This is a genomic window from Sporosarcina sp. P34 (genome assembly GCF_002743375.1).
Lineage (GTDB): Bacteria > Bacillota > Bacilli > Bacillales_A > Planococcaceae > Sporosarcina.
In genome coordinates this window covers 21,141-36,144 of the sequence record NZ_PDZC01000015.1, presented here as the reverse complement: position 1 = coordinate 36,144, position 15,004 = coordinate 21,141, and the positions used below count along the sequence as shown (strand labels likewise).

General features: G+C 41.4%; 16 protein-coding genes. 5 read left to right on the top strand and 11 right to left on the bottom strand.

Annotation, left to right across the window (positions count from 1 at the left end; translation table 11 throughout):
• Positions 1–25 precede the first annotated feature (25 nt).
• From CSV63_RS15515 to CSV63_RS15485, 7 genes are all read right to left on the bottom strand, one after another.
• A complete protein-coding gene (locus CSV63_RS15515; protein WP_099696621.1) occupies positions 26–412 on the bottom strand; it encodes an STAS domain-containing protein in 387 nt (128 codons plus the stop codon).
• A 14-nt stretch (positions 413–426) separates the two neighbouring features.
• Complete coding sequence (locus CSV63_RS15510; RefSeq protein ID WP_099696620.1) at positions 427–2,121, bottom strand: methyl-accepting chemotaxis protein; 1,695 nt, start codon at positions 2,119–2,121, stop codon at positions 427–429.
• The gene (locus CSV63_RS15505) at positions 2,118–2,546 is read right to left on the bottom strand and encodes an ATP-binding protein (protein WP_099696619.1); all 429 of its coding nucleotides are present in this window, start codon (positions 2,544–2,546) and stop codon (positions 2,118–2,120) included. The genes CSV63_RS15510 and CSV63_RS15505 overlap by 4 nt, the downstream gene beginning before the upstream one ends.
• Positions 2,547–2,561: 15 nt before the next feature.
• Positions 2,562–3,683 (bottom strand): PP2C family protein-serine/threonine phosphatase, encoded by a 1,122-nt coding sequence (locus CSV63_RS15500; protein WP_099696618.1) that lies wholly within the window; start codon positions 3,681–3,683, stop codon positions 2,562–2,564.
• Between the two features lie 209 nt (positions 3,684–3,892).
• A complete protein-coding gene (locus CSV63_RS15495; protein ID WP_099696617.1) occupies positions 3,893–4,867 on the bottom strand; it encodes a sensor domain-containing diguanylate cyclase in 975 nt (324 codons plus the stop codon).
• Positions 4,860–5,690: an alpha/beta fold hydrolase gene (locus CSV63_RS15490; RefSeq protein ID WP_099696616.1), complete on the bottom strand. Its 831-nt coding sequence runs from the start codon at positions 5,688–5,690 to the stop codon at positions 4,860–4,862. The genes CSV63_RS15495 and CSV63_RS15490 overlap by 8 nt, the downstream gene beginning before the upstream one ends.
• A gap of 328 nt (positions 5,691–6,018) precedes the next feature.
• Positions 6,019–6,819 (bottom strand): DUF2935 domain-containing protein, encoded by an 801-nt coding sequence (locus tag CSV63_RS15485; protein ID WP_369823871.1) that lies wholly within the window; start codon positions 6,817–6,819, stop codon positions 6,019–6,021.
• A 428-nt stretch (positions 6,820–7,247) separates the two neighbouring features.
• On the opposite strand from CSV63_RS15485, the gene CSV63_RS16825 reads away from it, so the two are divergent.
• Entirely contained in the window at positions 7,248–7,523 is a 276-nt protein-coding gene (locus CSV63_RS16825) for a YqhV family protein (RefSeq protein ID WP_233192159.1), read from the top strand.
• Between the two features lie 67 nt (positions 7,524–7,590).
• Here CSV63_RS16825 and CSV63_RS15475 read toward each other — a convergent pair whose 3' ends face one another.
• Positions 7,591–8,823: an MFS transporter gene (locus tag CSV63_RS15475; protein WP_099696615.1), complete on the bottom strand. Its 1,233-nt coding sequence runs from the start codon at positions 8,821–8,823 to the stop codon at positions 7,591–7,593.
• 140 nt (positions 8,824–8,963) lie between these two features.
• A complete protein-coding gene (locus tag CSV63_RS15470; protein WP_099631322.1) occupies positions 8,964–9,590 on the bottom strand; it encodes a LysE family transporter in 627 nt (208 codons plus the stop codon).
• Positions 9,591–9,833: 243 nt separating this feature from the next.
• Between CSV63_RS15470 and CSV63_RS15465 the strand changes: the two genes are divergently transcribed.
• The 3 genes from CSV63_RS15465 to CSV63_RS15455 all read left to right on the top strand — a co-directional run bounded on the left by CSV63_RS15465 (position 9,834) and on the right by CSV63_RS15455 (position 12,422).
• Positions 9,834–10,694 carry an MBL fold metallo-hydrolase gene (locus tag CSV63_RS15465; protein WP_099696614.1) on the top strand — a complete coding sequence of 287 codons (861 nt, stop codon included), beginning with the start codon at positions 9,834–9,836 and terminating at the stop codon, positions 10,692–10,694.
• Between the two features lie 207 nt (positions 10,695–10,901).
• Positions 10,902–11,345 carry a hypothetical protein gene (locus CSV63_RS15460; protein ID WP_099696613.1) on the top strand — a complete coding sequence of 148 codons (444 nt, stop codon included), beginning with the start codon at positions 10,902–10,904 and terminating at the stop codon, positions 11,343–11,345.
• 252 nt (positions 11,346–11,597) lie between these two features.
• On the top strand, positions 11,598–12,422 hold the full coding sequence (locus CSV63_RS15455) for a conserved phage C-terminal domain-containing protein (RefSeq protein WP_099696612.1): 825 nt from the start codon (positions 11,598–11,600) through the stop codon (positions 12,420–12,422).
• A 411-nt stretch (positions 12,423–12,833) separates the two neighbouring features.
• Here the strand turns inward: CSV63_RS15455 and darG are convergent, their stop codons facing one another.
• Positions 12,834–13,868 (bottom strand): type II toxin-antitoxin system antitoxin DNA ADP-ribosyl glycohydrolase DarG, encoded by a 1,035-nt coding sequence (gene darG, locus CSV63_RS15450; protein WP_083035009.1) that lies wholly within the window; start codon positions 13,866–13,868, stop codon positions 12,834–12,836.
• 11 nt (positions 13,869–13,879) lie between these two features.
• Positions 13,880–14,470 (bottom strand): type II toxin-antitoxin system toxin DNA ADP-ribosyl transferase DarT, encoded by a 591-nt coding sequence (gene darT / locus CSV63_RS15445; RefSeq protein WP_233192158.1) that lies wholly within the window; start codon positions 14,468–14,470, stop codon positions 13,880–13,882.
• Between the two features lie 267 nt (positions 14,471–14,737).
• Here darT and CSV63_RS16565 point away from each other — a divergent pair, with 267 nt between their 5' ends.
• The gene (locus CSV63_RS16565; protein WP_158233977.1) at positions 14,738–14,878 is read left to right on the top strand and encodes a hypothetical protein; all 141 of its coding nucleotides are present in this window, start codon (positions 14,738–14,740) and stop codon (positions 14,876–14,878) included.
• Positions 14,879–15,004 lie beyond the last annotated feature (126 nt).

Below are 15,004 nucleotides of genomic sequence, written 5' to 3'. Positions count from 1 at the left end.
AATCTAGTTTTACCACCGCCACCATTCAATAATCCGTAATAGACAATTCCGTTTCAATCGGCTGTTTAATAATCCCTAACGCTGCCGCTTCACTTTCGACAATCGGGAAAATTTTATCGCATTGGGAAATGGAGAATAATCTGCGGACAAATGTATCGACGACAATGATGGCGATTTTCTTATTGTTTTGAGAAACTTTTTTGGCAAAGTTGACGATCATGCCAAATCCTGTACTGTCGATATTTTGTACGTTGCTCATGTCGAGAATGAAGTTCCGTCCTTCTGTGAACGGTGTCGTCTGTAACTGTTTTTTTACCTCTTCTATCAAACCGTATTGCAAATGACCTGAAAACTTGATGATCATATACGTATCTTTTTCTTCTACTTGCAATGTTGCCGTTTTCTGTTCCATTCTATATCCCTCCATTACATGCTAAACTTATTCACTTCTTCACGTAAATGATCAGCAACCTCTGCCAAACTGGTAGTATTGTCAGCAATTTCAGCTACTGTAGCATATTGTTCTTCAGATGAAGCGGCAATTTGCTCTGTTGCTGCGGCAGACTCCTCAATGATTGCGGAAATATGATGGATCGCGTCTTGAACATTCTGTGAATTGGTATTAACCGCATCGAACGCATCTTTTATATGCAACATGCTCGACTCCGTCACGCTAACTTTCTCCACGATATGCTTAAGCGCTTCTCCACCTTGATTAATAATGACCACTTGTTCTTCCACTGCCGTTAAATTACTTTCCATCGTTCGCACAGTCACCGATGTCTCCGCTTGAATGTCCGTAATCAAATCGGTAATTTGCTGGGCAGCTCCTGTTGATTGTTCAGCTAGTTTGCGAACTTCTGCTGCAACGACCGCAAACCCTTTTCCGTGCTCTCCTGCTCTGGCCGCTTCAATGGCAGCGTTTAGTGCGAGAAGATTGGTCTGCTCCGATATGGCTGTAATGACGGTAATAATACCGCCGATTTCTTCCGAACGCATACCTAACTTTTGAATCGAATCCGTTGCATAGCTAACCGTTTCAGTTACCGTGCCTAAATGGGCAATCGCTTTGCTAATTGCCTGCTCACCTTCATGCGCAATAATTGTAGATTCCTGTGCATTCAATAAACTCTGTTCTACATTCTCTACATTTCCTACTACTTCTAAGATCGTATCACGCATCATACCCGCGATTCGTTCCGCTTGTTCTGATTGATTCGTCACACCTGACGCAATTTCATTCATTGTCGAAGCGATTTGACTAGCAGTTTCATTCGTCTGCTGAGATGATTCCGCTAATGCGACCGATGAATGAGCAATTTCATTGGCATTACGCGCAACGTTTTGCATCGTTTCGGTTAACTGCTCTTTCATATTCCGAAAAGACATGGATAGTTCAGCAATTTCGTCCGTTCCTTTCGCTTCGTAAAGCTCGACGTTCAAATTCAAATGGGCCAATTCATCCGCATTATCACGCAACCGATTGATCGGCTTAATAAGCATACGCTGGATGATAAAGCTCGCGATCAGAATAATAAGCAACGCAAGCGCTAGCGAAATAACGATGGTCTGCATGGCGGAAGACGTCGCAATTTTTATATAAGGCGCTGTAGGAACCGCTACCGCGATAATCCCAATCACTTCTCCGTCTTTATCGAGAATCGGATCATAGGCTGCTTGAAATGACTGCCCGAGAACATCTGCCGTACCGATAAAACGTTCTTTTTTCCCGAGTACGACATCTCCCACTTCCTTCGCTACCTGTGTCCCTAAGCGTCGCTCCCCATTTTCTATAATATTTGTCGCAATCCGTGTATCCCCTTGGAAAATGGACATCGTATTCCCGTCCGTTAATTCTCCTAACTGATCAGGAATGTCATATGCTTCGTACATATCCATCTTGCCTTTATGCAATGAACCATTTGTAATGGACCACTCGCCCGGCACGGAAGCATCCAATAACTCCAAACTTAACATCAAGTCAGATCGCAGCTTTGTTTCTGCCGCCTCCAATAGATTGTTTTTTGTCGCATTATAATTCAGGACACTTAAAATGCCTGAAAGAAGTAAAATGGCTAGTAAAATAACTGCGTTAACTTTTTTCCCAATGGACCACTTCATGTAACTTCCCCCGCTGTCACTAATTTTTTCTCCACACCAACTAAAAACTGTACATCTGACACTTGTTCAAACCACAGCTGATCCACCATATGCTGAATGAACAAAAAACCGCGGCCACGCTCACAAAAATTGTCACCGTCCGCACTCATATCGAGCACAACCGGCCACTGCTCTTGCGGAATTCCTTTCGCAAAATCAGTCACTGTAATCCGCAATTTTTCGTCTTCATTTCGCATATGTACTTCAATTGACTCCGACCGTCCCTCTTTCTCCATTGCCTCCACTGCATTAATGACCAGTTCGTGCATCACAAAACACATGTCTCTGGCATATGGAATTGAATACAGCTCCGAATAACTCTCCATCAATTGGTCAATCAACAGGACCGATTGCTTGCTTGGTGTAATAGCGAACGTGAATTCCATAATTGTTTCCCTCACTTATAATGAAGTAGTGATCGATACTACTGTAATATCATCTTCCAATGGCAAATGTGACAATCCGTACTCTTCGGTGAACTTCCGCAACATGACGCGACTAGTTTGTGAACTGTACGAATGAAAAAAGCTCCAGTCAATTTTTTGACTAGGATATAACGTAACCAATCCGTCCGTATACAAAATAATGCGGTGCCAACCCGTCAGACGGATACTTTTCGCTTGCACTTGAATCGATGGAAACAGCCCGAGAATAGGAGAATTCGCATGCAACATCACAGTCTCGCCATATTTCCCGAACATGACCCCTTCAGGATGTGACGCGTTTACATATTGCAACGTGCCGTTTTTCTTATCTATTACCGCGTAGATCGCCGTCACTAAAAATGAATCCAACCCGTCTGTGGAAAACAGCTCATAAATTTTCCGGTTTACTTCCTTCATTACACTAACGGGATCGATCAATTTCACGATGATCTCCTTCAATAAAGAACGAATCGACATCGTAACAAGTGATGCCGCCACCCCGTGCCCCATCACATCAAACAGCATGACCGCTGTTAAATTATGATCGAGCTGGAACCAGCAATACATATCTCCGCCAAGGGACTGGGAAGTAAAATAAATACCATTCACTTCAATATGAGATAGCGATAATTCAGGCGTCAATGCGCTTTTCTGAACATTCCTCGCTATAGCTAAATCCAATGCAAGCTGAAACTCATGCTCTTTCCGCTTCTTCGTTTCTTCATAATATTTGAGCGCAATGCGAATCCGCGTCTTGAGCTGAAAAAAGTCAAACGGCTTCAGAATGAAATCAAATATCCCAACCTCCAATAAGCGCTCAAAGATAATCGGCCTCTCATAAGACGTCGACAACAAAATGGGCACATCTCGCCATACACATAGCGCTTCAATTTCCCGGCAATGCGCTTCACAATTATCTACATCTAAATTGGCATCATATATAATGAGCCTAATCTCTTCTTGTAAAAATAAATGTTCGTATTGAATCGCTGTATAGGCACTTTGAAATACATGAATCGTATGCAAGTCTAGTTGTTGTAAGTTTTTCTGGATTTTAAGGACATCATTACCTACGTCACCGATAATTAAAATCGTCATGATTCAGTGGCTCCTTAAAACTAGTAATTTATTGGTTCAAATAGATTATACTTTATACCCATGCAGAAAGATACAGAACTTTTACAAAAAAAGCCCTCCAAATCGTTTTTACGAGTGGAAGGCTTTACTTTTTAACCATATTTCATTGTGTACTTCATTCAAGAGGTTGTAGTAATGTGATAGGATTTGTGTGGGGAGTGGCACCTCCCTCACTTTTCCGCCCCAAAAGTAACTCGATTCCGTCCATGATCTTTTGAGTAATACAATGCCCAATCTGCCCTAGACTGCAAGGAATTTTCTGTATCTCCTGGCACTTTGGTCGCTACCCCGATACTGACTGTAACACCGTAAGTATTCCAGTCCGCAATCTCGACTTGGAGTCGAATTCTCTCAGCTATTTCTAACGCCTCCACTTTCCCTGTTGCGGGGAGAACTAACGCAAATTCTTCTCCCCCGTAACGAGCAGCCACATCGTCTTTTCTCGTCCCATCCCTCAACAAACTCCCCAACTTCCGCAATATACTGTCGCCTGTCAAATGACCATATGTATCATTGATCTTTTTAAAAAAGTCTATATCGATCAACAGGAAAGAAAGAGTCAGGGACTGTTCAGTGTCCGGTATGAAATAAGGAGAAAGACAATCTTGTAGATAGTGACGGTTCCTGAGACCTGTCAGTCCATCCGTATTAGCCATCACCAAAAGCGATTCATTTACTTCCAATAACTTTTTCTGCTTAGACTCCAATTCGATTCGCAAACGCTCCAACTCTGCTATTTGCTCCGCCTTCAATAGATTGCGTGTTTCGGTGTCTTTTTTGGCCGCCAAAATCACTTCCTCATACTCGATCCTTCTCTTCATATGTAGACATGCACAGTCATTGAACACCTTTCCATCACGTTCATTACGCAGCGCATTTAATAGTACGGGAATTTCCTGCCCATCTTTAGACTTAAATGAAAAATACATCTCTTCTACTTTATTCTGCAATCGAATCATCGGAAAAAAGTACAGCTGGTAAAAAGACCGACTTGCGTTCGGCAATATCAAATTGATGTGTTGACCCTGTACTTCATGAAGCTGATAACCGAGTAAACGAAGCAGCGTTTGATTGACTTCCAACATCATCCCCGCATCATCAAGTGTGAAATAACCGAACGGCGCAGAATCTAGCTGTCTATCCATTTATGACAAGTTCTTTGTATGCGGAAGTCAAATAATTAGTAATCAACTGAATGGTTTCTTCAGGATGACTCATATGCGGGCAGTGTCCTGTCGCTTCCATCATTTGAAGCGTGCTGTTCTGTAAGTGACGATGCATATAACGCCCTACTTCAACAGGTGCAATACTATCATCCGCACATTGGAGAATGAGCGATGGCACCCGTACTTTCTTTACATCATCCCGATGATCAGAGAAAAATGTCGCCATCGCAAAACGGCGCGCAACTTCCGGATCCGTCGAGCAGAAGTTATCCTCCAATTGCTGTGAAAGTTCCGGCCTTTCAGGGTTCTTCATAATGACTTGTGCCAGATAATTCGCCCAGCCGATATAATTCATATCCATCATCTGAATCAAACCTTCTAAATCTTCCTTCTCAAATCCACCGAAATAATCGGGTACTTCATTGAGGTAATAAGGAGATGGACCTATTAATATGAGATGTTCAAATAAATCAGGTTGTTGAATAGACGCTAGCATACCGATAATACCTCCGACAGAATGTCCGACGAATATCGCTTCCTTCAATTCTAAAGCATTACACACATCGAGCACGTCTTGCGCATAGCCATGGAGATCTTGATATTTTTCCGCCCGGTACGCTTGATAATCTGACTGTCCCGAACCGACATAATCGAATAAAACCACTTGGAAATGTTCTTCAAAGTAAGGCGCTGTCAAACTCCACACATTCAGATCACATCCGAAACCCGGCGCAAATAGTATGGTCTTTTCACCTTTCCCCATAACTTTCACGTTATTGCGTAAAAGAATATCTTGATTCATAGCACAACCCCCATTTTTCAATTTACTATACTTAGTTATATAGTCGTTATATATATATAGTTCATTAATCCCAACTTTAGTATATAGTAATTATCGGTCTATTTCAATTTAGTATATTTATTGAGTTCATTACTTGTCAATGAATCATCATGTGGTTTTATTCCTGATGGTTCGTACACTGCGCGACTTCTTTCGCTAGTATGCGGGGAGCTATACATCACATATAAAAAAGCGTCTACTCCGAAATTACGGAATGGGCGCTTTCTTCTATCTAACGGTTTTATTTATCTCATGTTTAACTAACCAAATTATGTGGGGACCTGGTACGTCATATTCGTGATTTCGTCGGATCTCCCTTTGGCGCTGGAATATCCGTCAACTCAGCTAATTTCGTTAAATAATATATTTCTTCACGTGCCATATGATCAGCCATTAAAGGAGTGAGGGTTCCGAGCGTTTCTTTCTTCAAATCCATCTCTTCCAACTCTTTCAAAAACGCTTTGAAAATCGTCATTTCTAAGTTAATGTCCTGGTGGAATCTATTTAACGCAGGGAACTCCATCAGATTCGTCCGTACATAACCCGCCATCTCAATCGCTTTTAAATAAAAGGCTTCCCACTCTTTAGTAAATCTTTCACTTTTCTTTTTCAGCTGCGTTTCCACACGGTCTAAATTTGTATCCAGAGCGTTTGCATGCCCCGCGGCATCTAGCAACCAAAGCAAGTCATGATGAAGAGGATGCACAGTCGGCGGCTTCTCTCCTTTCGCAAAACATGCAAATAGACGTATAGCTTCTTCTACTTCATTCACCATATGATTAATAAAGGTAGGCGGCAACGAAATTTTGATGTTTCCGACTAAATGCCGCTCGATCAATAGCAATTTAAACTTGCGGATGTCTTCAGCAGCTTTCTGGGTTTCTTGCGCTACTGCTTGTAGAGCATGTGTGTCGGCACCTTCCTTTGCTTTAGCTAGAAGACCATCAAATACCTGTATAAAATAACTGGCTGTCTGAATAGTTTCCACTTCATCCGGCGCTAATGAATCATGAATGAAGCGTGCGTGATCTCCTAATATCTGCAACCAAAAACGCAGTTCAAATGACATCTCTTCCTGTAAACTCTTCAATATATTCCCTCCCTATTCGTCGAGGTTCCTGACAACAGACCTTCTCATCACACTAAAAAGTACGAGAAGCTTTCCATTTTCAGTCACCTGCCGCCTTCTTCCCTATTCATAATATGTTGCGTTGTGGATTTTATGTATGTTTGACCAGTGTGCTCATGCCAGCAGTTGAGCATGCAATGGAGCATATGACCGATCTAAATTCGGGGTACAAATAACACATGAACGTCTTGCATATAGATAGTATGAATACACTTAAAGGGCGTGATTTCCGTAATAGAAAGGGCACTACCTGCACTGGTACCGCAACCGAATTGCGTGAGAATTGTGTGGGGACCTGGCACCGCAACCGAATTGTGCGGGAATTGTGTGGGGACCTGGTACCACCCACCCCACCCACCGGTACCGCCCACCAAATACAACCAAAGGAAGTGATCCCCATCATAGAAAGAGCGCTACTTTTCATCATCATCTTACGAATCATTTCAGGAAGCATCGAAATATCCGCTGCCGCACTGATGTTCAAATTCAATGACCTGGAAAAGGCGTTTTATATTAACTCTCTACTTGCACTAGTCGGTCCATTTATACTAATTGTGACGACTGGAATCGCCTTACATGGTCTCACGGAAAAAGTATCTTTGTTGCGTATGATTTGCCTATTCGCAGGAATTTTCCTCATTCTTTTTAGTTTAAAGTCCAAGTAACTTCTTCCTCTTGTACATACCTGCAAACGATAAAGAACCTGACAGCAATAATCTGTCAGGTCCTTTTTCAATTTTTTTCATTTGATTCTTCAATTTCCTCAACTTGTATGAACTTAAAAACCAGCCAAGTCAAAATAACTCCCAGTACAGCAGCCAAGATATAACTGCCGTTTAGAAAATCTTTCATGGCAATCGACATCAACGGAGGACCCGCTGCTACACCGATAAATCTAGCTGAACTGTAAAATGAGGAAACCGTTCCGCGCAGTTCTTTTTCAATATTTTCGGTAATAATGGCATCCAATGCGGGCAATAATGCACCAATGGCTATTCCCACGATACTCGTCACGATCAATAAAAAGATTAATTTTTTGCTTGTGAATCCAACAAAAATGACGCTGACAGACATGGCGATTAAGCAAATGACCATGACCCTCTTTATCGTTTTTAGCTCACCTTTAATTTTCCGGCCCGATAAAAAGGAAGCGATACATAAGAATAATAACGGAATAGCCAACACAAAGCCTTTCTTAATCCCCTCAATATCATGGGTTTTCTCCAGGTTTTCCGATAAAAAAAACAACATACTGAATAATACTAGCATGACCAGGACACCATTCAAGAACACGGTATACAACCATTTACCTTCTGACGCAAATATGTCTTTCGTGTTCTGAAGAAATGCCTTAAACTTTACTGGTTCATCTTTTTCTTTCGGGACTTTAACAAAGATCCAGATCAGAACAAATGAAATGACACTGAGTGCAGAAATAGAGAAGAATGGCAGGAACCATAACGCGGCCGCTAATGCTGAACCTAAGATTGGCGCTAATACTTTTCCAAACGTGTTCGACGTTTCGATAATTCCTAAACAGCTACTGCTTTTCTCGCCGTCATCTTTATACAAGTCACCCACGAGCGGTAAAACGATTGGCATAGCACCGGCCGCTCCTATACCTTGTAATACCCGTCCGATAATAATCATCGTATACGGGTCATCCATCTTCCACGACGCAAATCCTGCAATTAGCCCCCCAATCAACGCAAAGACCAAGCTTGGCAATATGACCATCTTCCGTCCGAAACGGTCTGACAAATACCCTGCTACCGGTATAAGAAATATAGCCGCTACCGAATAACTAGTAATGATCATACTCGATTGAAACGATGAAATACCCACTTTATCTTCCAATAAAGGAAGCACGGGTATCAGCATAGAATTCCCAAGCGTCATAATTAGGGGAATTGAAGCCAGACTAACAATGCACCAGACACTTACTTTGTCCGCACCTTTTTCCATTACCACACCTCGTCTTATTGTGTTCAAATAATTACAGGTATGGTCTCCTAACTTGATCTTTTTATACTTCATGACTTATTTTTCATCGTCGCTAACCGTATAGTATGTAAAAAATTACGCAAACAACCAGTGGTAATGGATTAAAATAACGCTTGATACGCTTGAATGCCGAAGTATAGTCCAAAACCGATCATAGATAGAGAAGAAATAAGGGTAACGATGATTAACAGCCTGACAGATAAGAACTTACGTGCTCCACTGGATAAACAGGCCATCATCACATCCACAATGATGATTCCCAACATAATCGCACCACTGTTAAGGATGATTTGATATCCCGTTGATCCACCAGCAGTTTTAGCAAGAATCGAACCATAAATACCTAACCAAAAAATAATCGTAAGCGGATTCATTAAGGACATCAAAAAACCGGTCAACATAGAAGTTCTCAGTCTCACTCGTTTACCGAATTTCAAACTCATTTCCACTTTATTCAACGTGAGTAAATTTTCTATCCCCGTGTACAATAACACAAAACACCCAAACGACCAGAGGATGATTTTAATTAAAGGGGATTCAATAAATTGTCCCACTCCAAAGTAGACGATGAACATATACAGTATATCCGCTGCCACCGAACCCAAACTAAAAGCCCAGGCATGAAAAAAACCTCTTTTAATTCCCGTATTTAACAGAACCGTTTTAACAGGACCGATCGGCGCGGCTAAAGATGCGCCCAGGAACATATAGACAACTAGTGAATTCACAAATCAACCTCCTTAAAAATGATATCCTTGCATTTTATTCGGAGAAATTGACTAATAGGACTTTTTAAGAAGAAATATTTTAGAATGCATAACTCGTCGTCATAGTAGTAATTTTTCGTGATGAGAATTGTATGGGGACCTGGCACCGGACTGCATAATCACTCCCCTTTCGTGAATACTACAATCGAAAAAGGGTATGCATAAGGCAAGTGACTTTTTAAAAACAATGAAAGAGGTGTTTTCTTGGATAAACAATTATCTAACGGGGAAGATTATAAATATATTCCCGCTACGTCGATTGGAAGTGGAAAAGGACTAGAAGTGTTACCGGATCTCTATTGCCACACTATACAAATTGTCAATATTGTTTTAGTGGGTCATCCGGACTCAGAGGACTTTGTGTTAATTGATACGGGCATGCCGTACTCCGCCGAGAAAATTATAGCGGTTGTAGAAGAGCGTTTCGGTGTGAAGAGTCGGCCGAAAGCTATTCTGTTAACGCATGGACATTTTGATCACGTCGGCGCAGTCATTGATCTAGTGGAACATTGGAATGTGCCCGTGTATGCCCATGAATTGGAGCTGCCGTTTTTAACCGGCGTATCCAGTTATCCAGACCCCGATACGAGTGTAGAAGGCGGCATGATTGCCAAAATGTCTTCTATTTTCCCAACCGATCCCATTCAATTAGGGAGCCATATCCAAAGCTTACCGCCAGACGGCAGTGTACCTTTTTTGCCGGAATTTACATGGATTCACACACCGGGTCATGCACCGGGCCATGTCTCGTTCTTCAGGCAGAAAGATGGTGCGTTGATTGCGGGAGATGCATTTGTGACCGTTAAGCAAGAGTACCTCTATAAAGTGCTTACGCAAGAACAAGAAATCAGTGGTCCACCGCGCTATTTAACTACAGATTGGGACGCCGCCCTACAATCCGTTATCAAACTAGAAGCCTTACAACCATCTGTCGCCATAACGGGCCATGGATTGCCTATGAAGGGAGAGGAACTTGCCACTAACCTAAAAAAATTAGTCGATGAATTTGATCGTATTGCCATGCCGGATTACGGGAAGTTTGTCGACGAAGATACGGATCGATAAGTCATCTTCTGTATAATGAAAATTACATGCGTACAGGCATAGTGATTTCATTATACAGGAGGTTTTTTATGGCTACTTAAGATCAGTGTCCTTTTTTATCCTTATAGAACCCCAACTAAAGCGCTAAAGGACTATTGCACCTTTCATTAAATATCTAAACTATTAGACTAGTGTGGGAACAAGTAATGAAGAGAAGGAGCATGTCTAATGAAAACGTTGAAAAGAAATTGGATGATGATCATTGCGTTTGCGGTCATCATTAGTGGTATCGGTGGTTTGGTTTCACCTAAGGCAGAAGCAAATTGGCTTTATAAAAACAGAAGTGGCAATTTCACTAATTACGTCGAGACACAAAATTATCAAGGTACTTATGGCAGTGGTGTAAAAAGTTTCACTGTAATGGAAGGTGCCATCACAGCGAATAGTACAGCGAGTGGATCATTCATGCTATACATACAGAAGAGACCATATGGTACTGCCAACTGGCAAACAATTAAAACAGTCATAGCCAATAAAAACGGTACCACTCGTTTCGAATCCCCTAAATTCTCACCAAAGGATGGATACAGATTCAAGTTAGTGAATCTTGGAATAAAAAATAGAGTCAATTACAAAATGCACTGGATTCCATGGGCTTCTGCTTATAAATAAGCAGCAAGTTATCACATGCGCTAAAGACTAATAGTAAAAAGGATCAACCGTATCGAAATGGTTGATCCTTTTGTTATGAAAAATTCTAGTTGCTTATTGGATTCATAATGTTTTGTAACCCGGCACTCGAAACAAACCATGACCTTTTACCTTCTTTTAAAAACAATGTATCCTTTTCGAGAAATCTCTCTATATGGAGTATAAGAAGTACAAATTGAGTACTCCAAAACTTTTCTCTAGGGGGACAACGATATGAAATTATTAATTAACGAAGAGCCGATTCCATTATTACCTTCACTCGCAATGAAAGTTGGATTAAATGCTGCGTTATTCCTGCAACAACTGCACTACCGCTTGAACATTTCAAAAAACATTCGTGAAGGTCATAAATGGGTATTCAACTCATACGACGACTGGAAGGAGGAATTTCCATTTTGGTCACTAAACACGATCAAACGCATTACATATGACTTAGAACAAAAAGGATATTTGGTTTCCACTTCGAAGCACAATAAGATGAAAATCGACAACACGAAATGGTATCGAATCGATTATGAAAATCTGCCTTTTTCCTATAAACCAAACGAGATACCGGCTGACTCAAAATGGGACGGAGCACCACCCCAACTTGAGACGACTACCTACCCACAATTGGACGCTGTGCCAACTCACATTGAGACGGTGGCGTATCCCACTATGGGACGGCCAATAACCAAAGAACTTAAGAAGTTAAAGAATAAACCCATTGTCGAGAAGAATCTCGACGTCGCACAATCTGTGATTCAGTACCTGAATGACAAAACCGGAAAACAGTTCAAAGCGGAGTCCGCTGCTACCCGTAAATTCATCAACGGTCGAATCAAAGAAGGCTACACACAAGATGACTTCATCCGTGTCATCGATCTAAAGACCAAGCAATGGTTGAACCGTCATGATTTTAGCACGTTCCTGCGACCATCGACTTTGTTTAACGCAACGAACTTTGAAAACTATGTCAATGAGCTAGTCGTGTCACAGAAACCGAAAAAACAGCTACTTGTTATGCCTGTGCTTGATTTTAGCAGGGGTGATGAGTAAGGTGCACATAGTATTCTAGTGGATAAAATTTACCTTGATACAGCAAAGTCTTGTATCACTTGTCAGTAGAATGTAAGCTTTTTGGAGTAGCCAGTGCATCATTGTGTAAAAATTAAAGTGTTAGCCGGACAATCGTTAGCTTTTCACAAAACATGAAAATGCACCTCCTGAAATTGATACATGGACTGTACCCAGGAGGTGCTGATTTTTATTAGCGTTACTTGATGAGAGCTTTACAGTTTTTCGTTGATGGACGCTTCTAGTTCATAGTCTAAAGTATTACGTAGCATCTGACGTCTACTGTTGCGGTTCGAAAGCCGCTATAGTTATCTCTTGTATCTCCCTTTTTCAACTACCCAAATTGTGTGGTAATTGTGTGGGGACCTGGTACCCTCCACTCGAACCTCCTTTTCACGATGCAAACTTCGCTTCATGAATTAAATAGTTCCACACTTGTTCAATGTCGCTAACTGGGAACATCTTTTTCTTTCGATCATTCCATTGCTGAACAGATTGGACAATGAATTCCTTGTTAGTTGCTTTGGACGCATTTTCTTTTAGCACCCAACAGACAGTCGACAGTAACTCCATGTCATAAGGCGTTTCAAAACCATAAATCAATTCAGATACACGATTTAAGTAAGGCTTAGCTTCAGGATGTTTATCTAAAAACTGCTTCGCTTCTTTAATCGCACCATCCAATAGATAGATTTCTGCACCCGTTGTTCGATCTCCATACCCCCGAATCCAATGACCTTCCATGTTTTGTAATACATGATTGAGCGCTTCAGCGTAAGGACCAAAACGATTCTTCTCAAACTGTAGTTTGGGTAAAGCTCCTACTTCGTGCAAGAAGTATGCAATTTTCTGTACCTCTAGCAAAGACATTCTATATCCTGGACCAGCATATTGTTCCATAGCGCTCAGTAGTAAAGCTCTTCCCATTGTCATATTAGGGCGCTTCGTTCGGATAATCATTTCATCTAGTGGCGGTGCACCTACCGGTTCATACAAATGTACGTCAATCGAAAGTGGCTGTAGCGCTTCAATAATGTAAGGTCTAACATTGGACCAGTCCAACCCACCATTTCCACATCCTAATGGAGGTAAGGCAATCGACTGAATGTTAAGCTCTTGGATCACTTGGACTAAATCTTGAAGGCCATCCAGTATATAATCAAGTGTAGACGGATTGCGCCAATGTTCTTTTGTTGGGAAGTTAATGACAAACTTTGGAGAAGCTAAACCATGGACAGGAACCACATGCATCTTCCCGACTTGTACGCTACCTGCCTTACAATCTTTAGCATACTGCTTAAACACATCTGGAAATGCTTGTTTAAACTGCAAGGCAATTCCTTTTCCCATGACCCCTACCGTATTTACCGTATTTACATACGCTTCCGCTTGGTCTTCCAGTAAGTTCCCTTTCATTGAATAGATCATTCCATCACCTCCTAATAGTAGAAATGTCTTCGAACGGCAACCGGTAATGTACTGCCTGCATCTTGCAAGATTTTCTCTAGCTTTTCTTTCGCTCGCTTATTAAAAACTGCAAAACCTAAACATGCTGAGAGGGGTACTGCTTCATGGATTAGAAACTCAGCCTGTCTTCTAGCTTTTCGACTCAAGTCTTCATCTATGTCATGCCAATAATCTGAGGCCATGACTTTCCAATCAATTTGATTTAAATGAATTGGATCAGTAAAGAATTTCGTCAAGCGTCTAATAGCATGTGCATCTGTAAATACAAAATCTAATGCATGTTCTTGGATAGACGCTATACTTGTCATGAAATAAACAACTTCTTCTTGTTGAAGTTGTTGCTTGTGCAAGTAATACAGCATAGGCGAACGCGGTGCAAAGTAGAAAGGAACATAGTCATGTAATGTTCCGCCTTTACCTACAGGTATCCTGATTCGATCTCTCCGTGCTTGGACATCTTGATTTGCAATGTTCTGATGTTTTAGTTGATTCATCTGCATCGCCGCATGTGACTGTAATCCTCCACATTTGAGAATGGGGGGTAGATTAGTTATGTGTGTCATATGATATAGGAGCTGATTTCTCGCCACATCCGTCACTCCGTTCATTCGCTCAATACATTTATTTTACCACATTCCATCGTGTACTCATAGAAACATACGACATTAGAATTAGAATAATGCCGGTACTAGCGGTACTCTCTTTACCTGTAAGCCAATAGTAATTGTGTGGGACCTGATACCTTCTTAATGCCAATGCTACGCACACCAAAAAGTCCCTCTAATCATTTTCGCGATTAGAACACCTTTCGACTGTTACGATTGAATTGTGTGAGAATTGTGTGGGGACCTGGTACCGTCTTTAACGCAACGAATTTTGAAAACTATGTCAATGAGCTAGTCACTTCAACGAAACCAAAGAGACGCCCTCTCGTTACAACCGTGCTCGATTTCAACAGCGGTGATGCGTAAGCAATAAATAGAGAATGAGTATTCTTAGTTTCAATCGGATTGCAATGAATAGAACGATTGACCATTTATATCCATAACGCTTACACTCTCATCGCTAGAGGAATATTTGTCGATGCTTGCGGTAGT